Source organism: Vibrio sp. SCSIO 43086 (genome assembly GCF_051132235.1).
Classification (GTDB): Bacteria; Pseudomonadota; Gammaproteobacteria; order Enterobacterales; family Vibrionaceae; genus Vibrio; species Vibrio diabolicus.
Window position 1 is genome coordinate 1,216,328 of the sequence record NZ_CP072678.1, and the last position, 23,497, is coordinate 1,239,824.

17 protein-coding genes are annotated in these 23,497 nt (G+C 48.6%); 8 read left to right on the forward strand and 9 right to left on the reverse strand.

Annotation, left to right across the window (positions count from 1 at the left end):
• The first annotated feature begins 18 nt into the window (after positions 1 to 18).
• Positions 19 to 1,020: a glycosyltransferase family 2 protein gene (locus tag J8Z23_RS21690; protein WP_256899251.1), complete on the forward strand. Its 1,002-nt coding sequence runs from the start codon at positions 19 to 21 to the stop codon at positions 1,018 to 1,020.
• Between the two features lie 20 nt (positions 1,021 to 1,040).
• On the opposite strand, the gene J8Z23_RS21695 is transcribed toward J8Z23_RS21690, so the two are convergent.
• The 3 genes from J8Z23_RS21695 to J8Z23_RS21705 all read right to left on the reverse strand — a co-directional run bounded on the left by J8Z23_RS21695 (position 1,041) and on the right by J8Z23_RS21705 (position 4,703).
• Entirely contained in the window at positions 1,041 to 1,925 is an 885-nt protein-coding gene (locus J8Z23_RS21695) for a hypothetical protein (RefSeq protein ID WP_301658940.1), read from the reverse strand.
• A complete protein-coding gene (locus J8Z23_RS21700) occupies positions 1,915 to 2,559 on the reverse strand; it encodes a class I SAM-dependent methyltransferase (protein ID WP_047009674.1) in 645 nt (214 codons plus the stop codon). Before J8Z23_RS21700 ends, J8Z23_RS21695 begins: the two co-directional genes overlap by 11 nt.
• A 152-nt stretch (positions 2,560 to 2,711) precedes the next feature.
• Positions 2,712 to 4,703 carry a U32 family peptidase gene (locus J8Z23_RS21705; protein WP_301658939.1) on the reverse strand — a complete coding sequence of 664 codons (1,992 nt, stop codon included), beginning with the start codon at positions 4,701 to 4,703 and terminating at the stop codon, positions 2,712 to 2,714.
• Between the two features lie 231 nt (positions 4,704 to 4,934).
• On the opposite strand from J8Z23_RS21705, the gene J8Z23_RS21710 reads away from it, so the two are divergent.
• A complete protein-coding gene (locus J8Z23_RS21710) occupies positions 4,935 to 5,381 on the forward strand; it encodes a DUF302 domain-containing protein (RefSeq protein ID WP_301658938.1) in 447 nt (148 codons plus the stop codon).
• A 95-nt stretch (positions 5,382 to 5,476) separates the two neighbouring features.
• On the opposite strand, the gene ptsG is transcribed toward J8Z23_RS21710, so the two are convergent.
• Positions 5,477 to 6,919, reverse strand: a complete 1,443-nt coding sequence (gene ptsG / locus J8Z23_RS21715; protein ID WP_301609845.1) for a glucose-specific PTS transporter subunit IIBC — start codon at positions 6,917 to 6,919, stop codon at positions 5,477 to 5,479.
• A gap of 253 nt (positions 6,920 to 7,172) precedes the next feature.
• Between ptsG and J8Z23_RS21720 the strand changes: the two genes are divergently transcribed.
• The 3 genes from J8Z23_RS21720 to J8Z23_RS21730 are packed head-to-tail and all read left to right on the forward strand — an operon-like array spanning position 7,173 to position 10,547.
• Positions 7,173 to 7,880, forward strand: coding sequence for a response regulator (locus J8Z23_RS21720; protein ID WP_005383484.1), 708 nt, complete (start codon positions 7,173 to 7,175; stop codon positions 7,878 to 7,880).
• Entirely contained in the window at positions 7,870 to 9,300 is a 1,431-nt protein-coding gene (locus J8Z23_RS21725; protein ID WP_069528122.1) for an ATP-binding protein, read from the forward strand. The genes J8Z23_RS21720 and J8Z23_RS21725 overlap by 11 nt, the downstream gene beginning before the upstream one ends.
• 2 nt (positions 9,301 to 9,302) lie before the next feature.
• The gene (locus J8Z23_RS21730) at positions 9,303 to 10,547 is read left to right on the forward strand and encodes an ABC transporter substrate-binding protein (RefSeq protein WP_301609844.1); all 1,245 of its coding nucleotides are present in this window, start codon (positions 9,303 to 9,305) and stop codon (positions 10,545 to 10,547) included.
• A gap of 74 nt (positions 10,548 to 10,621) precedes the next feature.
• Here J8Z23_RS21730 and J8Z23_RS21735 read toward each other — a convergent pair whose 3' ends face one another.
• From J8Z23_RS21735 to J8Z23_RS21755, 5 genes are read right to left on the reverse strand one after another with little or no spacing between them, the layout of a single operon-like run.
• Positions 10,622 to 11,824 carry a type III PLP-dependent enzyme gene (locus J8Z23_RS21735; protein WP_301609843.1) on the reverse strand — a complete coding sequence of 401 codons (1,203 nt, stop codon included), beginning with the start codon at positions 11,822 to 11,824 and terminating at the stop codon, positions 10,622 to 10,624.
• On the reverse strand, positions 11,817 to 13,646 hold the full coding sequence (locus tag J8Z23_RS21740; protein WP_281516414.1) for an IucA/IucC family protein: 1,830 nt from the start codon (positions 13,644 to 13,646) through the stop codon (positions 11,817 to 11,819). The genes J8Z23_RS21735 and J8Z23_RS21740 overlap by 8 nt, the downstream gene beginning before the upstream one ends.
• Positions 13,618 to 14,823, reverse strand: coding sequence for an MFS transporter (locus J8Z23_RS21745; RefSeq protein WP_253651931.1), 1,206 nt, complete (start codon positions 14,821 to 14,823; stop codon positions 13,618 to 13,620). The genes J8Z23_RS21740 and J8Z23_RS21745 overlap by 29 nt, the downstream gene beginning before the upstream one ends.
• Before the next feature lie 6 nt (positions 14,824 to 14,829).
• On the reverse strand, positions 14,830 to 16,662 hold the full coding sequence (locus tag J8Z23_RS21750) for an IucA/IucC family protein (RefSeq protein WP_301658937.1): 1,833 nt from the start codon (positions 16,660 to 16,662) through the stop codon (positions 14,830 to 14,832).
• Positions 16,659 to 17,870, reverse strand: a complete 1,212-nt coding sequence (locus tag J8Z23_RS21755; protein ID WP_301658936.1) for an ATP-grasp domain-containing protein — start codon at positions 17,868 to 17,870, stop codon at positions 16,659 to 16,661. The genes J8Z23_RS21750 and J8Z23_RS21755 overlap by 4 nt, the downstream gene beginning before the upstream one ends.
• Positions 17,871 to 18,119: 249 nt before the next feature.
• Here J8Z23_RS21755 and J8Z23_RS21760 point away from each other — a divergent pair, with 249 nt between their 5' ends.
• From J8Z23_RS21760 to J8Z23_RS21770, 3 genes are all read left to right on the forward strand, one after another.
• Positions 18,120 to 20,156, forward strand: a complete 2,037-nt coding sequence (locus J8Z23_RS21760) for a TonB-dependent receptor (RefSeq protein ID WP_301658935.1) — start codon at positions 18,120 to 18,122, stop codon at positions 20,154 to 20,156.
• A 120-nt stretch (positions 20,157 to 20,276) separates the two neighbouring features.
• Positions 20,277 to 22,415: a TonB-dependent siderophore vibrioferrin receptor PvuA gene (gene pvuA / locus J8Z23_RS21765; RefSeq protein WP_434635377.1), complete on the forward strand. Its 2,139-nt coding sequence runs from the start codon at positions 20,277 to 20,279 to the stop codon at positions 22,413 to 22,415.
• A 101-nt stretch (positions 22,416 to 22,516) separates the two neighbouring features.
• Complete coding sequence (locus tag J8Z23_RS21770; protein WP_434635378.1) at positions 22,517 to 23,440, forward strand: Fe(3+) dicitrate ABC transporter substrate-binding protein FecB; 924 nt, start codon at positions 22,517 to 22,519, stop codon at positions 23,438 to 23,440.
• Positions 23,441 to 23,497: the final 57 nt, after the last annotated feature.

The window sequence follows — 23,497 nt, forward strand, 5'->3', positions numbered from 1 at the left end:
AGAACATGAGGAGCAAGCATGAAGTTAATTGTTCAAATTCCGTGCTTTAACGAAGCGGACAATATTGCTGATGTTATTCGCTCAATACCAAAGCGCGTTGATGGTATCGCTAAGATAGATATTCTAATCATCGATGATGGTTCTACGGATGGTACTTCAGAAGTCGCACGCAAGTGTGGTGTTGAGCACATTATTACTAACCAGGGCAATAAGGGGCTAGCTTACTCATTTCGAAGAGGGATTGAGGAGTGCCTTCGTCTTCATGCTGATATCATTGTGAACACCGATGGCGATAATCAATATAATGGGGCCGATATTCCGCACTTGGTTAAGCCTATTATCGAGCACAAAGCAGAAATTGTTGTTGGTGACCGAGGAGGGTATAGCAATACACATTTCTCTGTATTTAAACGATGTTTACAAGTGTCGGGGAGCTTTATTATTGCCAAAGCGACGGGATTGGATGTTAAAGATGCTGTGAGTGGTTTTCGCGCAATATCGAGAAGTGCGGCACAACAACTTAATATCGTATCGGATTTTAGCTACACAATAGAAATGTTGATTCAAGCAAGTGCAAAAAGGATTGGTGTGGTTTCGGTGCCAATCCGAACTAATGAAAAAACGCGAGAGTCCCGTCTGTTTAAGAGCATTCCGCAGTTTCTAAAAATGTCGCTCTCTACCTTGGTCAGGGTTTATACCATGTATCGACCTCTGCAAGTGTTTTTGTTTATTGGCTCGGTGGCGATGATTTGTGGTGTGATTCCCATTATGCGATTCCTGTATTTCTTTTTAAATGGAGCGGGAGATGGCCATATTCAGTCATTGGTCTTGGGGTCAACGCTACTTATCTTGGGTTTCATCACTTTATTGATGGGGTTGGTGGCCGATCTAATAGGGTTCAATCGAAAGCTGACCGAAAAAGTATTGCACCGAATTGAGGTATTGGAAGAAAAGCTGGAGCATCAGGAAAAGTTGCCCACTTATCAGTTTGAAACCAAGCGAAAACGATCTGGAGAGTAATAGCGAGTTACCTCGATACTTTAAAGAAGTGAGTTATTTGATACGGCTTGCTTAGGCCTAAATAAACTCGAGATAGCGAAGAACAACATATCCCCTAGAACCGTGACGATTCTGGAAACAAGGACGGCAACTAAGAGTGTATCTTCAATACTCGGCGAATCTAGAAGTGTGATTAAAACAGCCTCTCGGACACCCAACCCTGCAGGAGAACCTGGGGTGGCAAACCCTATTAACCATGCGATGATGAAGTAACAAGATGTTTGTAAAAATGTCTCTAAAGTTGGAGTTAGATTGTCGTTTAGCGTAAAAAATATGAGTGAGAAAATGCCGCCCGATACCAAAAAAAAGCAGAGATAAAGCCCACAAGCTTTTAGGTAATTGCGACTGGCTATCAAGCTTAATATTGATCCGGTGATCACGATAAGTCCAGCGAATAAAGTCATCTCGTACCCCATTAAACTAGGGAAGTACTCATTCAGCAGAAAGACGCCAAACGAACCAGCCGCAATACCCATCAACCCTATTTCCCATAAGGTCGATTTCAGTAATACATTATTCTTAATTCCGTGTTGTACGCCAATTACTTGTCGGCTAGCGAATTGGAAAATGTTTCCAGGTAGATACTTAGCAATTTGAGATCCGCCAAACACCCAAATGGCAGTTGATGCAGACAAAGTATATTCACTGTTCGCGACTAAAAGTCGCCACGCCATAGAAAGAACATAATTGCCAAAGGCGTAGAGGCCTATGCAAAAAATAAATACCAGATAGGAGTAAGAGGGAATATCCTGAATATTCAGTTGCTGCGAGTATGTAGAGAGCTTGATTAATACAAAGGCGATGGAAAAAATAGTAATGATTCGCCCAACCCAGCGTAATATGAATTTACTCTTATTATGTTTCATGATTCACACGCTGGCATAAAACCATGGTCCAAGGAATGGGAGAGCGTACTTCGAGAATCTCAAAGTGTTGCTTGAGCAAAGTCAGAAAGGCATTCTTGGACCAGTGTTGGATATGTCCGGGAGTATTGCCCCAACTGTTTAAATATTTACCTCTTGCCATGTTTAACGCACACCACAACGGCTCTCTTGGCACACTAAAAATGTAATAGTCAGTATCGAGGTCTTGCAATGTTGCTAGTGCTTGCTCGGGATGCTCTAGGTGCTCCAAGACCTCACAACAAACAACAAGGTCAGCAGAATCAGTCTTTCTAGCAACGTCATACACACTTTTTTGTTCAAACAAAATGTCTTCCAAGTTGTGTGCTTGGGCATTGTCTCTTGCTAGTTGAATCACTTGTTGGGAGAAGTCACTCCCTTTCACACGGATCCCTTGTTGATGCCATTTAAGTGCCCAGACTCCTTCTCCGCAGCCGATCTCGTGTATCGACTTTGGTGTGACCATATCAACCAGTTGAGATAAATGATGATCGAAATTGCTCATCATTTTTCTGGCGATGGGGTTCTGAGTATTGTATTTGTCGTAATAGTTTCCGACAGGGATTCCCTGCTCTTCGATACCTTTAGATATTTTCATGGCGTACTCAAATAAATTATCTCGAATGGCCAGGAAGTACTTCTATTGATGATCTAGGTTCTTCAGCCAACCATCTGACTTACAAAGCGTTACGCTTCCCTCTAGTAGAGTGTAGGATAATTTATCGTTTTGTTTGCCTCGTTAGAAAAATTCTACAACCCCTTTAAATACTGCGCGTTGGCTGTTGGTTGAATCATGTCATTCAGCGTTTGGATGGCTAGTTCGCCGTGTTCTTCAAGTAGAGCTAAGAACGCGTCAATCAACTCAGGTTTGCTTGCTGAGACTTTCGTTTCGGACTGGATATCACGCAGATCGATCAACACATCGGTAAACAATTGCGGCAGATCGTGCAGCACTTGCAGGTTTAAGACGTTGTGCTCGCTGTAGATAGAGTTGTGGCTGCCTTTTTGTTTTTGCACCACGTAAGGATTGTCTTTTAAGTTGATGATAGACGTGCGTTTATCACAGCGTTTCAAACAACCTTTGTTGACCTTCACCTTACGGCATCCTTCGGTTTGTTGAAACAAACATTGGCGGCTCGTGAGTAGGGTATTTGGATGATAAATGCTGTAGAAGCTGCGCATGTTTTTCGGACGCTTGATATGGCGCATCTGCTTCATATTCAGCTCGTTAGAAACAAACGCGCCACTTGCCGCGAACTCGTCTTGAAGGCATTTAAACGCGTATGAGTTCACCGTGTTCATTTGTGGGCCTGCTACCCAGCCTAAGCTGAGCTCTTTTGCGATCATGCTGACGCCTGAGTTGTTGGTGATCGACAACTCAGGTTGGATGGTTTCCAAAAATACGCGCGCGGCTTGGTAGTCTTCGCCAATCAAAATGGCAGGGAACCAAGGTTTGAGCATTGGGTTGGCTTGGAACAACTCAATCATCGCGCTCAGTTCACCAGACAATCCCATTGGCAACTGATAGTAAACATCAATGTCTTGGTATTCGCACAGCATGGCTTCTTGTTCTGACGAGATCAGAACCGATAATTTTGGCGCACCTTGGCGAGGTTCTGGTTGAGGTAACGCTGGCAGAGTTGGCACATCAATCGACCCTTTCAAGCTGCTGCCGGATACTTGTGTCGAAGTGACATCGAACGACTTGGTTTGCTCTGCCACTTTCTCAATGATCGCGGTTTTGTCGTCGTAGAGTTTCTTTTTCACCGCTTGCACATCATCAGCAGACTGGCATTGATAAACCTTCGAAAAATGCTTTACAGCGTGGTCGCGCGGGTTGTCGATGTACATCGCCTTGCCGAAATCACCTTGCAAAAATGCGTTGGAGAAATCACGGTTGAACACCGTGTATAACTCGGTGGTGTCTTCAGAGAGTTCCAAACCCTCGCACAAGCGATCGATTTGCTGACGCCAATTGTCGACCACGGTATAGACGTAGTGCGATTTCTTGATTCGTCCTTCCACTTTTAATGAATACACGCCAGCATCGGCAAGCGCTTTCAAGTCCCCAAAGGTGGAGTTGTCTTTCATATTGAGTGGGTAGTTGTTGCCCGTTTTGGTCGTTTCGTACTGTTCGCGACAAGGTTGACTGCAACGTCCACGGTTACCTGATGCACCATTGCGAGCGGAACTGATATAGCAAATTCCGGAGAATCCGATGCAGTATGAGCCGTGGACAAACACTTCCATCATTACGTTGTGCTCGCGACCAAATTGCGCCAGATGTTTGATCTCATTGATGTTGAGCTCGCGAGATAAGTTTACTCGGCTCGCGGTGAGCTGGTTGAGAAAGAGGATTTGGCCTTCGTTATGCGTGTTCAGTTGCGTTGAAGCGTGCACATCCAAATCGGGAAAGTGATGTTTGAGAATGTAGGCCAGACCGAGATCTTGTACGATCACGCCATCGATTTTGGTGGTGTTCAGTTGGCTGAGCAAGCGAACAATCGCTGGAATTTCACTTTCTAAAATCAGCACATTCAACGTTAGGAAAATCTTACAGCTGTGCTGATGGGCCAACGTTAACACGCCATTTAAGTTATCTAAGGTGAGGTTGGTCGCTCGGTTACGAGCATTGAAGCGGTCGAGCCCACAGTAAATTGCATCGGCGCCAGCGGCAATGGCGGCTTTGATGGAATCTAAATCACCACCGGGTGCTAATAACTCAAATTGATCGCGTGTCACTACTTTTCTCTTTCTTACTAAAATAGGCTGCAAATGTTACGTATTTCACGCTTTTGATGCTCAGCTAGTTAACGCTTTATTAATCTGAATCAATTAATCCGTGTTACAAGGTCGACTCTTGAGTGGGTAGAGTGCAATTCGCGATAGCGGAATCTGACTTCTATAGTTTTCCTACACTTGGTTTTTCTATATTTACAGTTTTCGACTCAGGTAGAGAGGAAGGGACGACAAATGAAAAAAGTAATCATCGTGTTGGTCGTGGCGTTGGCGTCATTGAGTGCATTGGCTGGGGAGGGTGTGGTAACCGTTGCGAGCACGCATTCAGCAAAAGATACGGCGGATAAATTTGTCGCTATCGCGCAAGAAAAAGGGTTGAACGTCTTTGCGCGCATTAACCATCAAGAGAACGCCACGAAAGTCGATATGACGTTGCGACCAACCGAAGTTATCGTGTTTGGGAACCCTAAAGTGGGCACGCCACTGATGATCTGTGCGCAGGAAGTGGCGCTCGATTTACCCCAAAAAGTGTTGGTGTATGAAGATGCTGAAGGCAAAACGTGGTTAGCTTACAACGATCCGATGTATTTAAAACAGCGCCATCATATTGAAGGCTGCGACGAGGTATTGAACAAAATCAGCGGCGTGCTGGGCAATTTAACCAACGCGGCGGCGAAGTAGGGCTGGTTATTGGCTTCGCTTTTTTAACTCCGAAAACGAAAAAGCCAACCTCACAAGGAGGTTGGCAAATCTTACCTATATTGGGGGAGGTAAGATCAGGAGGTGGCGAGTACGCTGTGCACTTCTGACTTAATTGAGTCAGACTGCGTGCCGAAAATCGCTTGTAAACTGTCGCCAATCACTAATACATCTCGCGCGCCAAGTGCTTTTAGCTTAGCAACATCAACGTTAGCAATGTCTTTCACCGAGACACGCAGACGGGTGATACACGCATCGACTGACTTGATATTGGCTTTGCCGCCCAATGCAGCTACTACATCCACCGCAATTTCATCAGGTTGTCCGGCAATCTTCACTTCTGCAATGTCGGTTTCGCGACCCGGCGTTTTTAGATCCAACTTCACAATTAGGAAACGGAACAAGCCGTAGTACAACGTCGCCCAGATTGGACCGATGATGAAGAACATCCACGCGTTGGTCGACATTGGGTAGTAAAGGAAGAACTGGATCGCGCCGTGCGCAAAGTCCGTACTGTGTTTGATTTCCAAAAATGCGGTGATCGCAAACGCAATACCAGTTAGGAAAATATGGATCACGTACAGAACTGGTGCGACGAATAGGAAGGTAAATTCGATTGGCTCAGTGATACCAGTTAACCAAGAGGTCAACGCCGCAGACATCATCAAACCGCCGACGATTTTCTTACGCTCTGGAGACGCGCAGTGGTAAATCGCCAGTGCCGCTGCTGGTAGTGCCCACATGGAGTACATAAAGCCACCAGACAGATAACCTGCGGTTTTATCGCCTGCGAAGAAGCGAGTGAGCTCACCGGTAAACTCTTTGCCTGTTTCTGGGTCTACATAGCTGCCGACTTCAAAGAAGAACGGCGCATTCCAGATGTGGTGCAAACCAACCGGGAGCAATGAACGTTCGCCCGCGCCGTAAACCGCCCACGCGAGTACCGGGTTTTGGTACGCTGCCCAATGAGAGAATGCATCAAGAAGTTGTCCGACAGGTGGCCATGCAAACGCGAGAATCGCACCAACGACGATCGCCGATAGACCGGTGACAATGGGCACAAATCGCTTACCCGCGAAGAAGCCCAAATACTCCGGCAGTTTGATGTTGTAGAAGCGGTTGTACATGATTGCCGCGACCGCACCGATAAAGATACCGCCAAACACCCCGGTTTGCAGCGTCTCAACGCCCATGATGGTGGCGTCAGTTTCTAAGCCGCGCAAGCCAGTCACGATACCGAGCGATGCGTTCATAATAATTAGGCCAACTAAGCCAGCGAGCGCAGCCGCACCGTCATTGCCTTTTGATAACCCGAGCGCTACACCGACCGAAAACATCAACTGCATGTTGCCGAACACGCCCTCACCGGCGGCGAGCATCACTTTGTTGACCGCGTCTGGAATAAACGCAAACCCCGCGTTACCAATACCCAGCATCAAGCCAGCCACCGGTAACACCGCCACAGGCAGCATCAACGACCGCCCTATTTTTTGTAGTTGTCCAAATATACTTGCAAACATGGTTTCCTCCTGACGAATGCCAGTGTTGTAGGACCTGATTCCTTCAGGTCATGTTGTTTCACGTAAGGTCAGGATGATCATAGCGAGCAAGGCGGCGCCTAAGGTTACAAAAGGCAATCAGTTTGTAAGTGGCCGCTTACAAATCTCTTACACCGAGAAGTGAAAATTGCAATCGGCTCGATTGTGCATGGGCGTTTAAGAATGCATCATATTGGCCAGCGCCAAACTCAGGGGCAGGCACAGGGAAAGTAGGATGGAAAACAAGCAGATACTGGTCGTCGATGACAACCTAGACCTTCGCGAAGCGTTGTCAGATTACCTTGGCCGCGCTGGGTTTGAAGTGCTTTGCGCAGAAAACGGCGGCGTGATGTGGCAACTGCTCAACGATCACCATCCTGATTTGATCATCCTCGATATTATGATGCCCGGTGAAGACGGCTTTACCCTGTGCCAGAAACTGCGCAAAAACTCCGATATCCCGATCATCATGCTGACCGCCGTCACTGAAGAAGCCGACCGAGTCGCAGGGCTAGAAATGGGCGCTGACGACTACATCACCAAGTCATTCAGTCCGCGTGAACTGCTCGCACGCATCAAAACGATTCTGAGACGCAGCCAATCGACCGCCAATAGCAAACTGACGCGTAAAGTGCGTTTTGATGATTGGTTGTTAGATACCGTAACCCGGCAACTGACCCACGTCGCTAGCCGCGAAGTTAAGCAACTTAGTGGCGCGGATTTGTCGCTGCTCGGTTTGTTCGTCAACCACGCGCAATCAATATTGTCTCGCGATGACATTGCGCGCGAGATCTGGGGACGCGATGCCGACCCGTTTGAACGCGGCATTGACGTGCAGATCAGCCGCTTGCGTCATCACCTTGAAGATAAAGACCGCTCGCTGATCCTAACGGTGCGCAATAAAGGCTACATGCTGACCACGGACGTGCATTATGAGAATTAAACGCTGGACGGGCTCACTGGTCGTTCGTACCAGTGTATTCCTGTTGCTGGTGATCATTCTGGCGCAGGTATTATCCGGGATTATCTGGTATCAACACGCCAGCGAACGCGATAAAGAAGGCCTGACCACCACGGTCAAAAGCTTAGCACTGAGCGCTTCTTCCACCATCGCTTTCTTTCAAACCCTCCCTTCGGAATATCGCCACTTGGTGCTCAATCAACTACGCAACATGGGTGGTACGCGCTTTTTCGTCTCACTCAACAATCACCAGATTGATGTCGACCCACTGCCAGAGAGCGAGCGCAAAACGTTGGTCATCAACCAAGTTCGCGAGGTATTAGAAAGCGAGCTGAGCGGCATTCCTAATATCGAAGTGGAGTTCACCCAGCGCGACAAACTCAAAGTGTTCAACAACGAGCTACCTATCGATGAACTGCCACTATTGTGGGCGCATTATTCGCTTTCGTTTGGTGACCTCAATCCACCCATTCTGGTGATGCAGGTCGAAGTCGCGCAGAACGAATGGTTTTATCTCGCGGCGGTGCTACCCGCGCCTTACATCAACCTAGAGACTAACTATTTTGAGCTGCGCCAATGGCTGACGCTATTACTGTCCGCGCTAATGCTGCTGTTGTGTACCTGGTTTATCGTTCGTAAAGAAATTCAACCAATTCGAGAACTGGCAAAAGCCGCAACCCTGATGTCGAGCCGATTAGACGTGCCCGAAGTCTCTGAGCGCGGCAGTAACGAACTGAAAGCGGCGGTACGTGCGTTTAACAAGATGAATCGACGCATCGACAGCCACATTAAAGACCGCGAGATGCTGTTCAGCGCCATCTCCCACGATCTGAAAACGCCAATAGCCTGCCTAAAACTGCGGGCGGAAATGCTGGATGACGACGCCGACCGAGAACGCTTTATCCGCCTAAGTAACGACCTAGATTTGATGGTCAAAGGCGCATTGCAATGCATTAAAGAGACAGATATCCACGAGGAAATCGAGCCGATCAATTTCACCCAACTGATTCAGCACATTTCCTCCAATATCGCCGATGCGCCGGACACAATTCGCATCCACGGCGAAATCCGCACTCACTTTGCTGGTAAACCGTTAGCGATTAAGCGCTGCATTCAGAATCTGGTCGATAACGCGCTCAAATACGGCCATCAAGCGGACATTACGCTGAGTGAAAGCCCAGAGTCGATCCAGATTGAAATTGAAGATCACGGTGATGGTGTTGACGATTTATTACTTGAAAAGCTCTGCCAGCCATACTTCCGCGCTAGCAACGACAAAGAAGGCAGTGGGCTGGGGTTAACCATTTCACAGAGCATTGCAAAGGCTCACGGCGGCAGTTTGTCGCTGAGCCATTCTCAGTTTGGCGGCCTCTGCGCCACACTGACTTTCCCGAGAGATTGACTATGAACAAACTGGCATTCTTGTTCCCACTGTTGCTCGCCCCTTGCGTCGCTCACGCTGAGCCGCCACAAGGGGTAGAGTTTTTACATTGGTGGACTTCTGACGGCGAACAGCAAGCGCTACAAATACTCAAAGCTCAGCTAAAACAGCATGATATCGAGCTGCTGCAAAGCCCAGTGTTAGGCGGTGGTGGCGACAGCGCGATGACGGTACTGCAAGCTCGCGCGCTGGCGGGTAATCCACCAAGCTTCGCGCAAATCGAAGGGCCAAGTATTAAAGCGTGGGATGCCATCGGTATTTTGCACAACGTTAACGCGGTTGCCAATGAGCAACGCTGGGACGAGGTGCTCTACCCACTGTCTATCGAAATTAATAAAACACAAAGCGGCTATATCGCCCTGCCACTTACGCTGCACCGTTTGAACTGGTTGTGGGTCAACCACAAGCTGCTTAAACAGCTGAATCTGTCCGCGCCGAACAACTGGCAAGAGATGTTCGCTGCCATGGAGCTTGCTAAGCACAATGGCATCGTGCCGATCGCGGTCGGTGAGCAGCCTTGGCAAGTCGCCCAACTTTTCGAGAACTTAGTGATCTCCACTGGCGGCGTTGAGTTCTACACCAATGCAATGGTTAAACTAGAACGCGACAGCATCGACAGCGATACACTGCGCCAAGCGCTGACGCAATTTCGCCGCCTGAGTTTGTTGATAGACAACCAATTACCCGACAGTAAGTGGGATACGGCGACCCAAGCACTAGCCGACGGTCAGGCGCTGTTTCAAATCGGCGGTGATTGGATTTTGGGTGAGCTGCTCGCCAATCAAGTCTCGGTTCCGCAAGAGGTCGGCTGTTACCCAACGCCTGACAGCGATGGTGTATTCCTCTACAACATGGACAGCTTGGTGTTTATGTCGAGCAAGTCGTTTTCTTCCGAGGCGGCTCAGCAAACCGCAAGCGCGCTGGCAGACGTCGAGTTTCAAGCCAAGTTCAATAAGGTAAAAGGCTCGATTCCGGTGCGCACCGATATCGACATCAGCGATTTTAATCCATGTCAGGTCCAGTCATATCAAGACTTTCACTACGGCGTAAAACACAACCTCGCTGTGCCGAGTATGATTGATTCAATGGCGGTCAATCCAGTTGCTCAGCAAGCGATAAACTCGGAAATCTTCCGTTTTTACCGCAATCCCAAGATGGAACCCGACGAGCTGATAAAACGCATTATTGCGATTTCGAAAAGCGGTTAATGGCAATGAATCTGTGCCGAGATGGAATAAAAAAGCCCCAATGATTGGGGCTTGAGTAAAGCGAAGTATGCCGTTTAGAAATAGTGGAAGATCGGCGGTTCATGCATCAAGAAGTTTTGATGGGAGATGTTCCACGCATACGCGCCCGCTAAGGTAAACACAACGTAATCACCAATATCGACGTGGGCGACGTGTTGATTGCGTGCCAGCACATCTTTGGGCGTACAAAGCTGGCCGACAAAGGTCGCTTGTGCATGCTGAATTGGGTGAGAAATCTCATGGTGTTGCTCGCTTTTCAGGATGACGAATGGATGATCATGGCTCTGCGCTGCTGGCGTGCGGAAATGGTGAGTCCCCCCGCGTGCGATGACAAAGTTTTCGCCAAGATTTTGCTTAATATCCAGCACTTCCATCACGTAATAACCACATGCTGCCGTGATGAAACGTCCGCATTCAAAACGCAGTGTCCAGTCTTGCACTTGCTCTTTGGCGATGAGGAATTCCAACTTGTCGCAAAACTCCATCCACGGAAAGTGTTGCTCAGGGTTTTGGTAGTTAATCCCCATGCCTCCACCCAAGTTGATCATCAGCTCACCGAGTTCAAACTCTTGTTGCCACGCCTTCACGACCTGGAAATAGCGCTGCATTAACGCTAAGTGACGTTCAACATCGAGCTGATGCGACATCAAGTGAAAATGGAAGCCTTTGAGTGACACTTGCGGGAAATCGCGCAGCAACATCAAAGCATTACTCAGTTCGGACTCGTCCAAACCAAAAGGAGTTGGCTTGCCGCCCATCGCCAACTTGCTGAGCGTGATGTCGCCAATATCGATGTTCATACGCAAAAAGATCGAAGCAGGGCGGTTGAGGCGCTCGGTTAGTGCTCCAATGCGTTGCAGCTCGGTGAGGCTTTCGACATGAATTGCATCAACATCAAGCTCAATCGCTTGTTGCAATTCACTTGGCATTTTCCCCGGGCCGCCGAAGATCAATGGCTTATCGAGTTGTTGCTGGTGGAGGTGTGCCAGCTCCCCGCCAGACGCCGCTTCAAAACCATCGACATACGGCGCGAGCGTTTTGAGAATCGGGCCCGATGGATTGGCTTTGGCCGCGTAAAATAGCTCGACATTTTTCGGCAAAACGTGACGCAGTTGTTTGATGTGTTCTTCTAAGGCGTTTAGGTCATACAAGTACGCGCACAAGGGTTGATTTTGCTGCTGTGCGAGCGTGTGAATTTGCTGGCTAACGCGTGTTGGTAGAGCGAGTGAATTAGACATGTTGCGCTCCTTTTTCGTGTTGCTGCCAAGGCGCGGCGACTTGGGTATAGCCCGACTCCTTATCGGCTTTTTGCATCAAACGCGTGGTGAAATTATTTTTGCTTGGGAAGTGACCGCCATTCAGCAACGCTTCTAGTTCCGGCTGTTTTCCATTCACGGATTGCCAACGCACAATGGCACTTTGCACCGCATTCCACAGCGTTTGCTCTAGTGGCTCATCACCTTCTGCGATGAAGAAAATCGCTTCGCTGATGTTGTTGATAAAGGTGCAGTATCCGATGCGATTCCAGCCTTGTTCGCGACTGTAGTAAACCGATTGTCGCGCGCGTTCAGACAAATCAGTTAATGTTTCTGCTGGCCAGAACTCCGGCAGTAATTTAGTGCCTTCCAAATCACGAATCCAAACACAACACGGCATCTCTTGCTCAAAGCCAATCAAGGTGTTTTGCAAATGCGGCTCAAACGCCACACCGTGTTTGAAGTAGTAGTTAAACACACCCGGAATTAGGCCATGCAAATAGCGTTCAAACCACAGTGTCGCGATGTCGGAATAGCGATTTTGCGTAGTACGCGCTTTGTTTTTAAGGCGTTGAGCAATGCAACTGTTGCCGTTTTTGTCGTAAGCAAACAGAGCGCCAGCGAGGGTTGGTTTTAAGATGTCGACTTCGCTCAGCGAGAAATTTTCGCGATACAAAATCCCAAACGATTCGCGCGCTTTGGTGTTGTCGTCCCAATTACGCTCAGCGACACTTTCAAGATTTAACGTGGTGGCGTAAGGCTCTGTCATCACTTTAAATACAGGGTTGTGCAGCTGTTCGTTTTCTCGAATCGGTTTGAGAATCGACGTGAGCTGCACGGCGCTGTCGAGTTCGTACCACGCGTTTTTGCGCACGCAATTGGTTAATCGTACGTTGATGGAGAATTTCGCAAACCAGTCCATGTCAGGGTGGTAGAGGGTACGAACTGAAGAGGTCGGCTGCATCTTTTCACCACCTAAACCCAGTGGCGTGATCTTGCCTTGTTCAATGGCACGCTTCACGCTTGGATTACTCAAAATGGTGTAGCTTTCCCAAGGATGGCAAGGGTAGAGTGTCTTCCCATTGCTGGTGGCGTGTTGTGGCGCGAGCTGTTGTAGCATGCGCTGAGCAGGGTTAGCTTCTCCGTCGGAACTCAGCACATCAAGTAAGGACGTATCCACTTCAAACCAGTACAGCGGGACTTGCGCGCCGACTTCTGGAGAAAACGCCAAGAGATCATCCATGGTGACGCCCGAACGACTTTTCGGGGTCGGATGGAAAGTATGCCCCCAAATCAGAGACTGTTCCGAAGCGATAAATTCGTTGTGATGCGATTTGGGCGCGACGTTGAGAAACTGCTCGGTAACCAGCACGCTATTTTCCAGTTGTTCGATCAGCTCATGGTTAAACGGGATCGCCAATACCTGCTTGAGATAGTTAAGCAAAAGCGTAAGAGTTTGCGTGGCATCCAATTTTGCCCAACCAGATCCCGGCATTTTCGCCCAAGGCAGTTCTGCCAATTTGATTTTGCCCAGTTTACTCGCGTAGTGAATCGGCAAAACCAACACGCCATTTTGTTGAGACAGATGAACGGCTACCCGCTGTTTAGCGGAATAGTTGCGTTTTAACGTTTGGGGTAGAGATGTTGATTGGTAGTGCCATTCCACTTGTTGATTCGGTAGCGCAAATTCCCGTAAGTAACAATTAAGAACACCCATTATCGTGTTGAGTTGGGCTTTCTCACGATTGAGCTGCACATCATGCGCGCGCAACTCGCTAGTCTGAGAGGATTGAGTTTGTAACATGTTGATTTCCAAATTTTGAATGGAGAACCAGCGCGATCAAGGTGATTACGCTGACTATCGCAGAAAGTAGGAAAGGAACCTCAAGTAGCCCCAAGCTAGAAATGAAAGAAGCGCAAAATCCCGCCGCCACGCCACCCCATTTGGACATGGCATCAAAGCGAGAAAATACTTTGCCACTGAGTTTGCGATCCAGATTGCTCGCAAGATGCTGATGCAATCCGTGATAACAACACACCATCGCGATGCCGAAGATAATTCTCGCAGCAATGAGTGCGGTTTCGGACGCAATCAAATGCAAGGCAGAGCTCACGGCAAGCAATGCAAACCCGAGCCACAACGTGCGCAGCGGTTGATGGCGATTCAGCCCATCTGACAACACGTGGATTTTGCCTGCCAGCAACAGATAGACGCCATGCGGCAGTGCGTACAAAAAACCGATCCATGCGTGGTGAGTGATGCCATATTGCTGCACAAACGGCGAGAAATAAGGAAAGGTCACCACCATGGAAAACGCAAACCCGAACTGAGCAAAGAAGATCCAGCGAATGGCATGCATTGCGTTTTTCTGTGCAACCGGTTTTTCTTGCTGAGATTCTGAGTTTGGCTTTTCGAGGTTTTGGTCGGCGGTTTTATCCACTGGCAGTGTTAGCGTGATGCCCATCGCAATTAAAGGCAAAACGCATAACCAAAGGTACGCGTTGAGCGGGTTGGTCTCTGACAAGCTCCAGCCGAGCCCAATGGGCGCAACGATCAGCGCCAAGCGAGCAGATAGTTGGGTTTTATTGAGCGACTTGCCGAGTGTTTTGGCTTCTTTAATTTGACTAGATAAGTAGCTGTTCGAGGCGGCCATGGTGCCGCCAAAGGTTCCTTGAACAATAAGACCAAACACAAACATGGCGAGGTTGTCTGCCAAGCCGCACAGCGCAAAACCTGCTGCAAGGCCAAGTTGCGCACGCAAGAGTGAGCGGCGGCGACCGTAGCGATCGGCAAAGTTGCCCCAAAATCGCGCCGCCAACGCAGTACAAAACGTAGGTAGGATAAACAATACCCCTGCCCAGTCCGCATCAATGCTTGCGCCTAATGTTGGCAACACGACGGGTAGAAATAGCGGCATACCTAACGCGGCAAACGCAGCGATAAAGTGGCACAACAACACACTGTAGATGAGTTTGGTCATAATCGTTTAACGTACGCTTTTTTTGATGGCTTCTAAGTAGGCGCGCTGCGCTTCTTCGCTAGAAAGCAGTAAGAAGTTCGGGGCCGACAAACCATAGAACTTATTGATGTCACTCGCGCCGGAGGCTTCTTTCGAGAGCAAACTGCCAGAGCTCAACAAGTACTTGGCGTACAAATCAGGCGCCTCTTGCAGTAACTCGCGTGCCAGTTTTGTTTCTAACCCTTCGCCTTCCAATCGGTTGAGTTGCTCAGCAATGCTTTTGGCCACGATGGCGTAAAGCGATGCTGAAGAGGCAATGCCCTTTGTAGCCATGGCTTCTACAATCGCTGCGATATCCAGTTGTAATGTGATGGTGGTAAACATCTGACCGAGCGCCAATTCATTGTCGACTTTGATGCGTTGGTCGAGCAGTTCATCGCAATCCACTGGAATTGTTCCTGCGCCCTGTTTTTGGGCGGCATGCTCTGTTGCAAAGTGGAAGCGCTCTGGCCAAATTCGCGCCGCGTCGTTGTCTTTCATCGCGAGCGTCATTTTGCCCTGTTGATCAAATGCAACGATGGCGTTTTGCTGGTTGGACTCCAATGCGATGCCATAACGAAGCCACAAGGTGAGGTGCACTTGGCAAAGAAGGTCGACGTAATCTTGGAACCACGCCAGCGTATCTTGTTGATAGTACTGCTCTGCTAAGTGTTCTAAGAACAAGCGGTCGTCAGGCATTGGGCTTGCCAGTGCTGCAACCGGAACTAACGCTTTGTCTTCGCAATGAGTAAGTGGGTACTCACGTACGATGTACGCGAACGTTTTATCCTCGCCGACGTGTCCACCGTGTTTTTCGTTGCAATGGAACAAGCGACTGTTTAAGTCGGCGTCCGTTTGTTCAAGGTGGCTGAGTAGACGTTCAAACCAGTGGCCGTCATACAGTGTTGAAGGCTTGATTAAGCGAATGTTTTTCGTGCCTAGCGATCGCATGATCAGCGGAACTTTGATGTGAATGTGCGGCGCGTCGTTGACTACCACAGTACGAACGGAAAGCGTTGGCGTCACGTCTAGGTACGTAAACGGCGCTTCTATCATGCCGTCGGGTAAGGCTTCTAAAGAGCGAAGGGTGAGCGGATGCGCAGGGAACAGTACGTGGCTCAGTGCAAAATCAGCAGGAAGCCCGACTTGCTCCATTGTTGGCCAGCAATCAGGTTGTCCGCTGGTTAATGTCACCAGTGATTTTTCAATCGCAATCCAATGCAGAGCAAAGCTTTGTGCGAACTCGGGCGCGTACTTAGCAAGGTCTTCATCGCTCAGACCAAACTTCGCCCGCGCAGTTGGATAGTACGGGTGGTCAAGGTAAGAAGCGATCTGGTCGGCAAGCAGCAGTTTTTGATGCCAAGAACCAAGCTCGGATATTGGTTGAGAAATGTGGTCTGCGTGATGATGAAACGCTTGGTCACACAGTGCTTTGTGTTTCTCTGCGCATTCCAGTTCTTGAAGATACCCCGCCAACAATTCGTGAGAGCTCTCATGCGCCAGTGTCGTTAGTAGCGCAATCCACTCTTGATAATGCTGCTGATGCTCGACTTGGCCATTTTTCTCCACCCACCAACCTTGTGGTGTTTCGTCATTGGCATGACCGTAGCGCCAGTGCTGCATGTAATACGTTGGCGCAACAGGTAAATACAACGTGAAATCAGAGTTGGCAAATATCAGCCAGACTTGCTCGCCTTGAGGAACAATTACTCCTTTTGGCGCGTCGCTACTGAACTTGGCTTTCGACAAAATGCCAAACATGTCTTCGCGTAAGCAAGTGTCGATCAATCGTTGCGTTAGATACAAAGCGTTGTCGTTCATGCTGCCACCTCACGAGTCGGAGCGAGATCGAAATTGCTAAGCGCGTTCTGCAGCGCTTGGTCGAGGTTTCGCCCTGATGGTGAGACAATCGAAATTCGGGCGAGATAATCCTTATTGGAATAACTCTGTTGGAAGTGTTCTCCAGCGGTTTTTAGTACCTGTTGCTGGGTGATGATATCGTCATCGTGTTGGATGAACGACGTCGAACCTCCGTCGATCACACCACTGTGTTCCGCAACTACGTAGTGCACGTGCGCTGACCCATGAATTTGGTAATCGCCGTCCAATCTTCGACCCAGATGCAGACCCAAAATCGTGCTAAACCAGCCGAAGTGAGCGAGATTGTTGAGTAAGAATTCGCGGCCATCCCCAATGCTGCGATAGTTGATTTCCACCAGAACTGGGCCGTTTTCAGTGATAATAAATTCGCTGTGGCAAACACCAAAACCAACGCCAAACGCTTTCAGGTGAGCCACGCAAGCTTCTCGGTGAGCAATGCCGTTTGGTCCGTTCCAGTCTGCGGCCGTTTCGATAAAGTAAGGCGGCTCAGAGAGCGACACATCAAAACCGCCCACGGCGATAAGGCGCTCACCATCTCCTAAAGTTTCTAGCGTAACCAACGGCCCTTGAAGGAATTGCTCCACCAGAATGGCGGCGTTTGGGTGTTTTTGCCAAAACGCATCGCAGTATGCGTCGAGCTCGCTTTGGGAGTCACAGCGCTGCACATCTAAACTTGCCACGCCTTCTTTGGGTTTTGCCACGACAGGAAAGGCCATGCCTAATGCCACATTCGAATGGCGGTGCAGCAAACAGCTTTGTGTGTTGGGTAGGGCTTTTTCATTTAACACTTGTCGAGTTAAGTGTTTGTTTTTGGCTTTTAACGTGACAGACCAATCTTTGGATGGGAGGCCAAAAAATTGCGCGCAGATGGCGGTGGAAGTTTGTAAGTGATCACTATTGCTGAAAATAGCGTCTGGCTTTAATTCATGCTCCGTGATGGTTTCGATGAGTTCTAATGGGTTGAAGACATCACATTCTAGAATGGTATCCGGATTAAAGTGACTATCACGACTCGCCAGCTCTAAATGGCTGAGCTTATGGTCGGTGATAAGAACGACGTGAAGGTCCATCGCTTTAGCTGCAGGCACGAAGCCGTGAGTGACTGCATCGTTAACGACATGACTTACGATAATCATCGTAGATTTCATGAGCTTTCCTAATTTTCTAACATTTTCTTCTAACGTTGATAAAGTCGCTCACGGTCGTCTTCCAATGTGCCTCTCGCGAGACGGAGGGCAGAAGTTTTAGTGTTTATTGTTATTATGTTTGGTTTTTTTGTTGTTAGTTGTGTTTTTAGGGTAAATAAATATAGAGCATAAAATTAATATTGCAAATAGAAATAATATTTGTTCTTATTTCCATCCGTTGGCTTTATAACAACTAAACGGAATTATGGAATGAATAAATTATTGACCCTGACCCCCTTGGCGGTCGCGATTGGTTCTTCACTAGTAGCACCAAGCGCAGTGGCTTCAGAAGAGACGAACTCAACCTCATCAGCAACTGAAACGATTCAAGTCTTCGGTCATCAGTACGAAGGTTATGCTGAACACATGCCTCAATCAGGCACCAAAACCGATGTGGAATGGCTTGATGTGCCACAAGCGGTATCTGTAGTAACGAAAACAGAAATGCAAGACCGAGGCGCGGTGCGTTTAGTGGATGCGCTAGATGGGGTAGCCGGGGTCAATAACACCTTGGGCGAAGGCAGCCGCGATCAGTTCATGATCCGTGGTTTTGATTCACTCAACGATATGTACCGTGATGGCTTGCGAGATGACGGTACGTTGCAGTCTTACCGCAGCTTAGCGAACGTTGAACGCGTTGAAATTGTGAAAGGCCCTGCGGGTGCTTTGTATGGCCGCGGTTCGGCTGGGGGCATCATCAACTTGGTGACAAAACGCGCTAACGGTGAGAATTTTACTCACGTAAACGGCAGTGTAGGTAGCAACAACCAGTATGTTGGTCAGGTCGACAGCTCAATGGCGTTTTCAGATAAGGTCAACGGGCGTATTAACTTGGAATACCGTCAAGCCGACTCGTACGTTGATCATGTTGATTCAAACGATTTCTTCATTGCACCGACCATTCGTGTGTTACCAGCGGATGGTCACACCATTGATATTGACGTGGAATACGCCCATCAAGAACTAGTGCCATATCGTGGTGTGCCATCAAAAAATGGCAAGCCAGTTGATTTGCCAGTAAGCACTTACTTTGGCGGCACAAACGACTATCAGGAGTCAGACAGTCTCCGTATTGCGGTGGATTACGAATGGCGTCTGAATGATCAATGGGTATGGAACAACCGAGCGGCGTTCAACCATATAGAACTTGAGCAAAAAGGCACGCGTCAGGGCAAAGTGACGGGTAATGAAGTGTCTCAAACCGTCAACAACTTTGGTTACGATCCGCGTACTACGACCACTTTACAATCTGAGTTGGTTTGGGAAACCAGGGACAATCAATTGATGGTGGGTGCAGATTTCAACCAGATCGATATCGACCTAACGTTGGCAAGTGACAAAACGCTTCCTCCGCAAAATATCTACGACCCAGTCGTTGGTCCAACGACTGATCCGGGCTTTAAGCCATTTCGTGACAATACCACCACCACGACAGGTTTGTATGTGCAAGACGTCTATACGTGGGGCGACCTTTCTTTGATCGGTAACGTGCGTTACGACTCGATGGAGCTCGAACAACAAAAAGCGGGCTCAGATAAGGAAAAGTTGGATGATGACAAAGTCAGCTACCGTGCTGGTTTGGTATACCGCATCAATTACGACACCTCCGTTTACGCCAGTTTAGCGCGCTCTTGGCAGTTGCCGTACGCAGGCATCTACATCAATCCAAAGTTGGCGGAATTCTTCCATACAGACCTAAAAGAAGTGGGGGCGAAAGCGTACCTGCTGGATAACGCATTAATGTTGAATGCGGCACTGTTCCAGATCGACCAAGAGCAGCCACAAACCAACGTAGACGGCGATGTCATCGACAAAATTGAAGTACGTCACCAAGGCATTGAGCTAGAGGCTCGCGGTCAAATCACCAAACAGTGGGACATCTCTGTGGGTTACAGCTATTTGGATGCGGAAGACAAAGCCACAGGCAAAAAGCCGAACGATGTATCAGACCACTTGTTCTCTCTTTGGAGCACTTACCAATTGGATGACAACTGGCGTTTAGGCGGTGGTGTGAAGTACGTGGGCGATCGTTACGCAGGTAACGACGAAGCAGTCGCACTTGGCGATTACACAACGGTGGATTTGATGGCGGCGTACACCACTGGTCGTCACAAAATCCAAGCGAACGCTTACAACATTTTGGATGAGAAATACATTCTTGGCGCAACAAACGGCACGTCTGGCTTAAACCAGATTGGCTACGGCGCACCAGCCGAGTTCATGCTCAGCTATGGATATCAGTTCTAGGCTTGCTGTGCGTAGTTAGCGCCTGTTAGCCAATTTTTACCTCATATTGAGGATGTTTAGCCCCGAGAGCCTACGGGATGTATTCTGCCCGAGGCTCAATTTCTCGCAAAGGAGATCTTAATGTCTTACCAGAATTTGGATGGTAAAGTGCGTGTACGTGCTGGTTTGTCTACCACTTACAGTGTGCTCGCGATTGCTATCGCTTCTGCCACCTCCATGAGCGCAGTTGCCGCTCCTGCCGCAAAAAACGAAACCACCGTGATGGAAACGGTTGTTGTCACTGGCAGCGTGATTGGCAACTCTGACATTGAAGACGTCAAAGAGTACCCTGGTGCTCGAACCGTCATTACCCGTGATCAAATTGAGAAAACCGCAGCGGGTTCGATTGATAATGCGCTACAGCGCGTGCCGGGTATTAAAGTTCAGGATGAAAGCGGAACGGGCGTATTGCCTAACATTTCCGTACGTGGTTTGAAAGCAAGCCGTAGTGGTCATGCTCAGTTCTTGATGGATGGTGTGCCGCTAACGCTCGCGCCATACGGTCATACTGGTCAGTCTATCTTTCCTGCAACACTGTCAATGCTTGATCGTATTGACATTGTACGCGGCGGTGCCGCAGTGCAGTACGGTCCAAACAACGTCGGTGGTGTGATCAACCTAGTGACCAAACCGATTCCACACACTTGGCAAACTGAAATTAGCAACCGCCTTACCGTGTTTGACGGTGGTGATGCGCCGCTGAATGATTTTTACCTACGCACAGGTGGCTGGTTAAGCGACACATTCGCGCTGCAGTTGGAAGGTAACTTCCTAAAAGGCGAAAGCTTCCGTGAACATTCCGATACGGACGTGAAGAACTTTCAAGCTAAAGCACAGTGGCTACTGAGTGATGCTCAAGAGATTCAAGCATTCCTGCAACGTTACGATGCTGAAACGCAAATGCCGGGCGCACTTTCGCCACAAGATTACGAGCAAGATCGTCATCAATCGAAACGTCCTTACGATGATTATGAAGGTAAGTCGACGCGCTGGAGTGTTAAGTACATTCACGATTTGCCATTTGCCGACAGTGCCGAGCTAGAAGTGCTAACGTTTGGCCATAAGTCAGAGCGTCTTTTCAAGTGGGGCTTTAACAGCGCGGGTGGCCATTGGGCGGATCCGGCTCTGCCAGCGACGGACGTTCGTACCTCTCCACGTGAATTTACCGTGTATAGTATAGAGCCAAAAATGGCGATGTACTTTGGCGAAGGTAAATCCGTTACTCAAAACTGGATCGTGGGTACCCGTTATGTTAATGAAGACATTGACTACAAACTCACTCAGACTCCAATCGCCGGTGGTGCAACCAGCGTTCCGCGTGATTGGCATCTAGATACGGACGCGTTTGCTGGATACGTTAGCAACGAAATTGGTTTGTTCAATGATACATTGAAGGTAACGCCTGGGTTGCGTGTTGAGTCGGTTCGCATGACGTTTACCGATCGTGGTAAAAAACAAACGGCAGACAACACCGTGACGGAATGGTTGCCAGGTTTGACGGTGGCATACAACTTAACTGACCAGTGGGTGACGTATGCGAACGCGCAAAAATCACTTCGTGCGCCACAAATTGCCTACATCCGAGGTTTGGGTGAAGAAGGTAGCGAACTGGCTTGGAACTACGAAGTCGGCGCGCGTTACACCCAAGATGCGACCAGCTTTAACGCTGCACTTTATCGCATCGACTTTGAAGATCAATTGCAATGGCAAAGCTCAACGCAGACCTTCGATAACATCGGAAAAACACTTCACCAAGGCATAGAGCTTTCTGCTCGTTACGTGCCTGAAGCACTACCTGCACTGAGTTTAGGCGCAAGCTACAACTATCTAGACGCTACGCTTGAAGAAGAAGGCGCGAATAAAGGTAATCAACTGCCTTACACCTCTAAGCATCAGCTTGGTTGGGATGCAACCTACGCATTTTACGGCATGGACACCACGCTATCGGGCTTCTACTTCAGTGAATCGTATACCGATAACGCCAACACCAGTGCCGAAGATGCAACAGGCGCAACGGGTAAAGTACCATCTTACATGGTGTGGAATTTCAACTTGGGGACGGATTTATACAAAGACGACAAAGGCAAGTTACGCATGAATGTTGCGGTGAACAACTTGTTTGACGAGGAGTATTACTTCCGCGGGATTGATACAAGCCCAGTTGGTCGGTACCCAGCTCCGGGACGCTCTTACACACTGGATCTGAACTATCAGTTTTAAGCGTTTCGTTCACCGAGTTTGAAAAGAAAAGTCGCCAATTTACCTTGGCGACTTTGCCGATCTTAGGTACTGGAAAACTCTTAGCACTGGAAAAAAGCAAGATGAAAAATAAAAAACAATTTACGATCAAACACTTTTCAACCGTTTTGCTGATGCTACTGAGCTCAGCTTTGATGTCATTTAGCGCATTTTCTCAGGTGCGCAGCGTGCAAGATGAGCAAGGCACTTTTGAGCTAGAAGCGATACCTCAACGTATTGTGGTTTTAGAATTTTCGTTTGTCGATGCATTAGCGGCAGTCGATGTATCACCGGTAGGCGTCGCCGATGACAACGATGCCACACGAGTCATTCCTGCTGTTCGTGCCAAGGTTGAGCCTTGGCAATCGGTCGGCATGCGCTCGCAACCGAGTTTAGAGGCGATTGCGGTGCTCAAGCCGGATTTGATCATTGCTGATGCAGAACGTCATCGCGCGATTTATCAAGATTTGCAGCGAATTGCGCCAACTTTGCTGTTAAAAAGCCGTGGTGAGACATATCAAGAAAATCTCGAATCCGCACACAAAATCGGCGTGGCAATTGGCAAACATGCGAAAATGACACAACGAATTGAGCAGCACAAACAGACAATGGCGGAGTTCAAACAGCATTTTGCAACACAAGAAACCATACAGTTTGGTGTGGTTTCCGATAAAGGGATGTGGCTGCATAGTCCGGTTTCTTACGCTGGTGGCGTTTTGAGCACTCTAGGCATCCAAAGCCCTCTGGCTCCATCTGAGCAAAATGCGTATATCCCAACCAGCTTCGAACTTTTACTAAAAACCAACCCTGATTGGTTACTAGTTGGACTTTACTCTCAACCAAATGTCGTGGATGAATGGCGCAAAAATCCATTATTTAAGTTGCTAACTGCGGCGAAAAAGCAGCAACTGGTAGAAGTCTCTCCGGAATTGTGGTCATTAAATCGCGGCATGTTGGCGGCGGAAGAAATTGCCCGCAACCTTGAAGCGTTATTGGGGCGCTCATGAGTGCGTCGATAATCTCAGAAAGCCCGTCTTCGGTTAGCAAATCGCATTGGAAAGCGA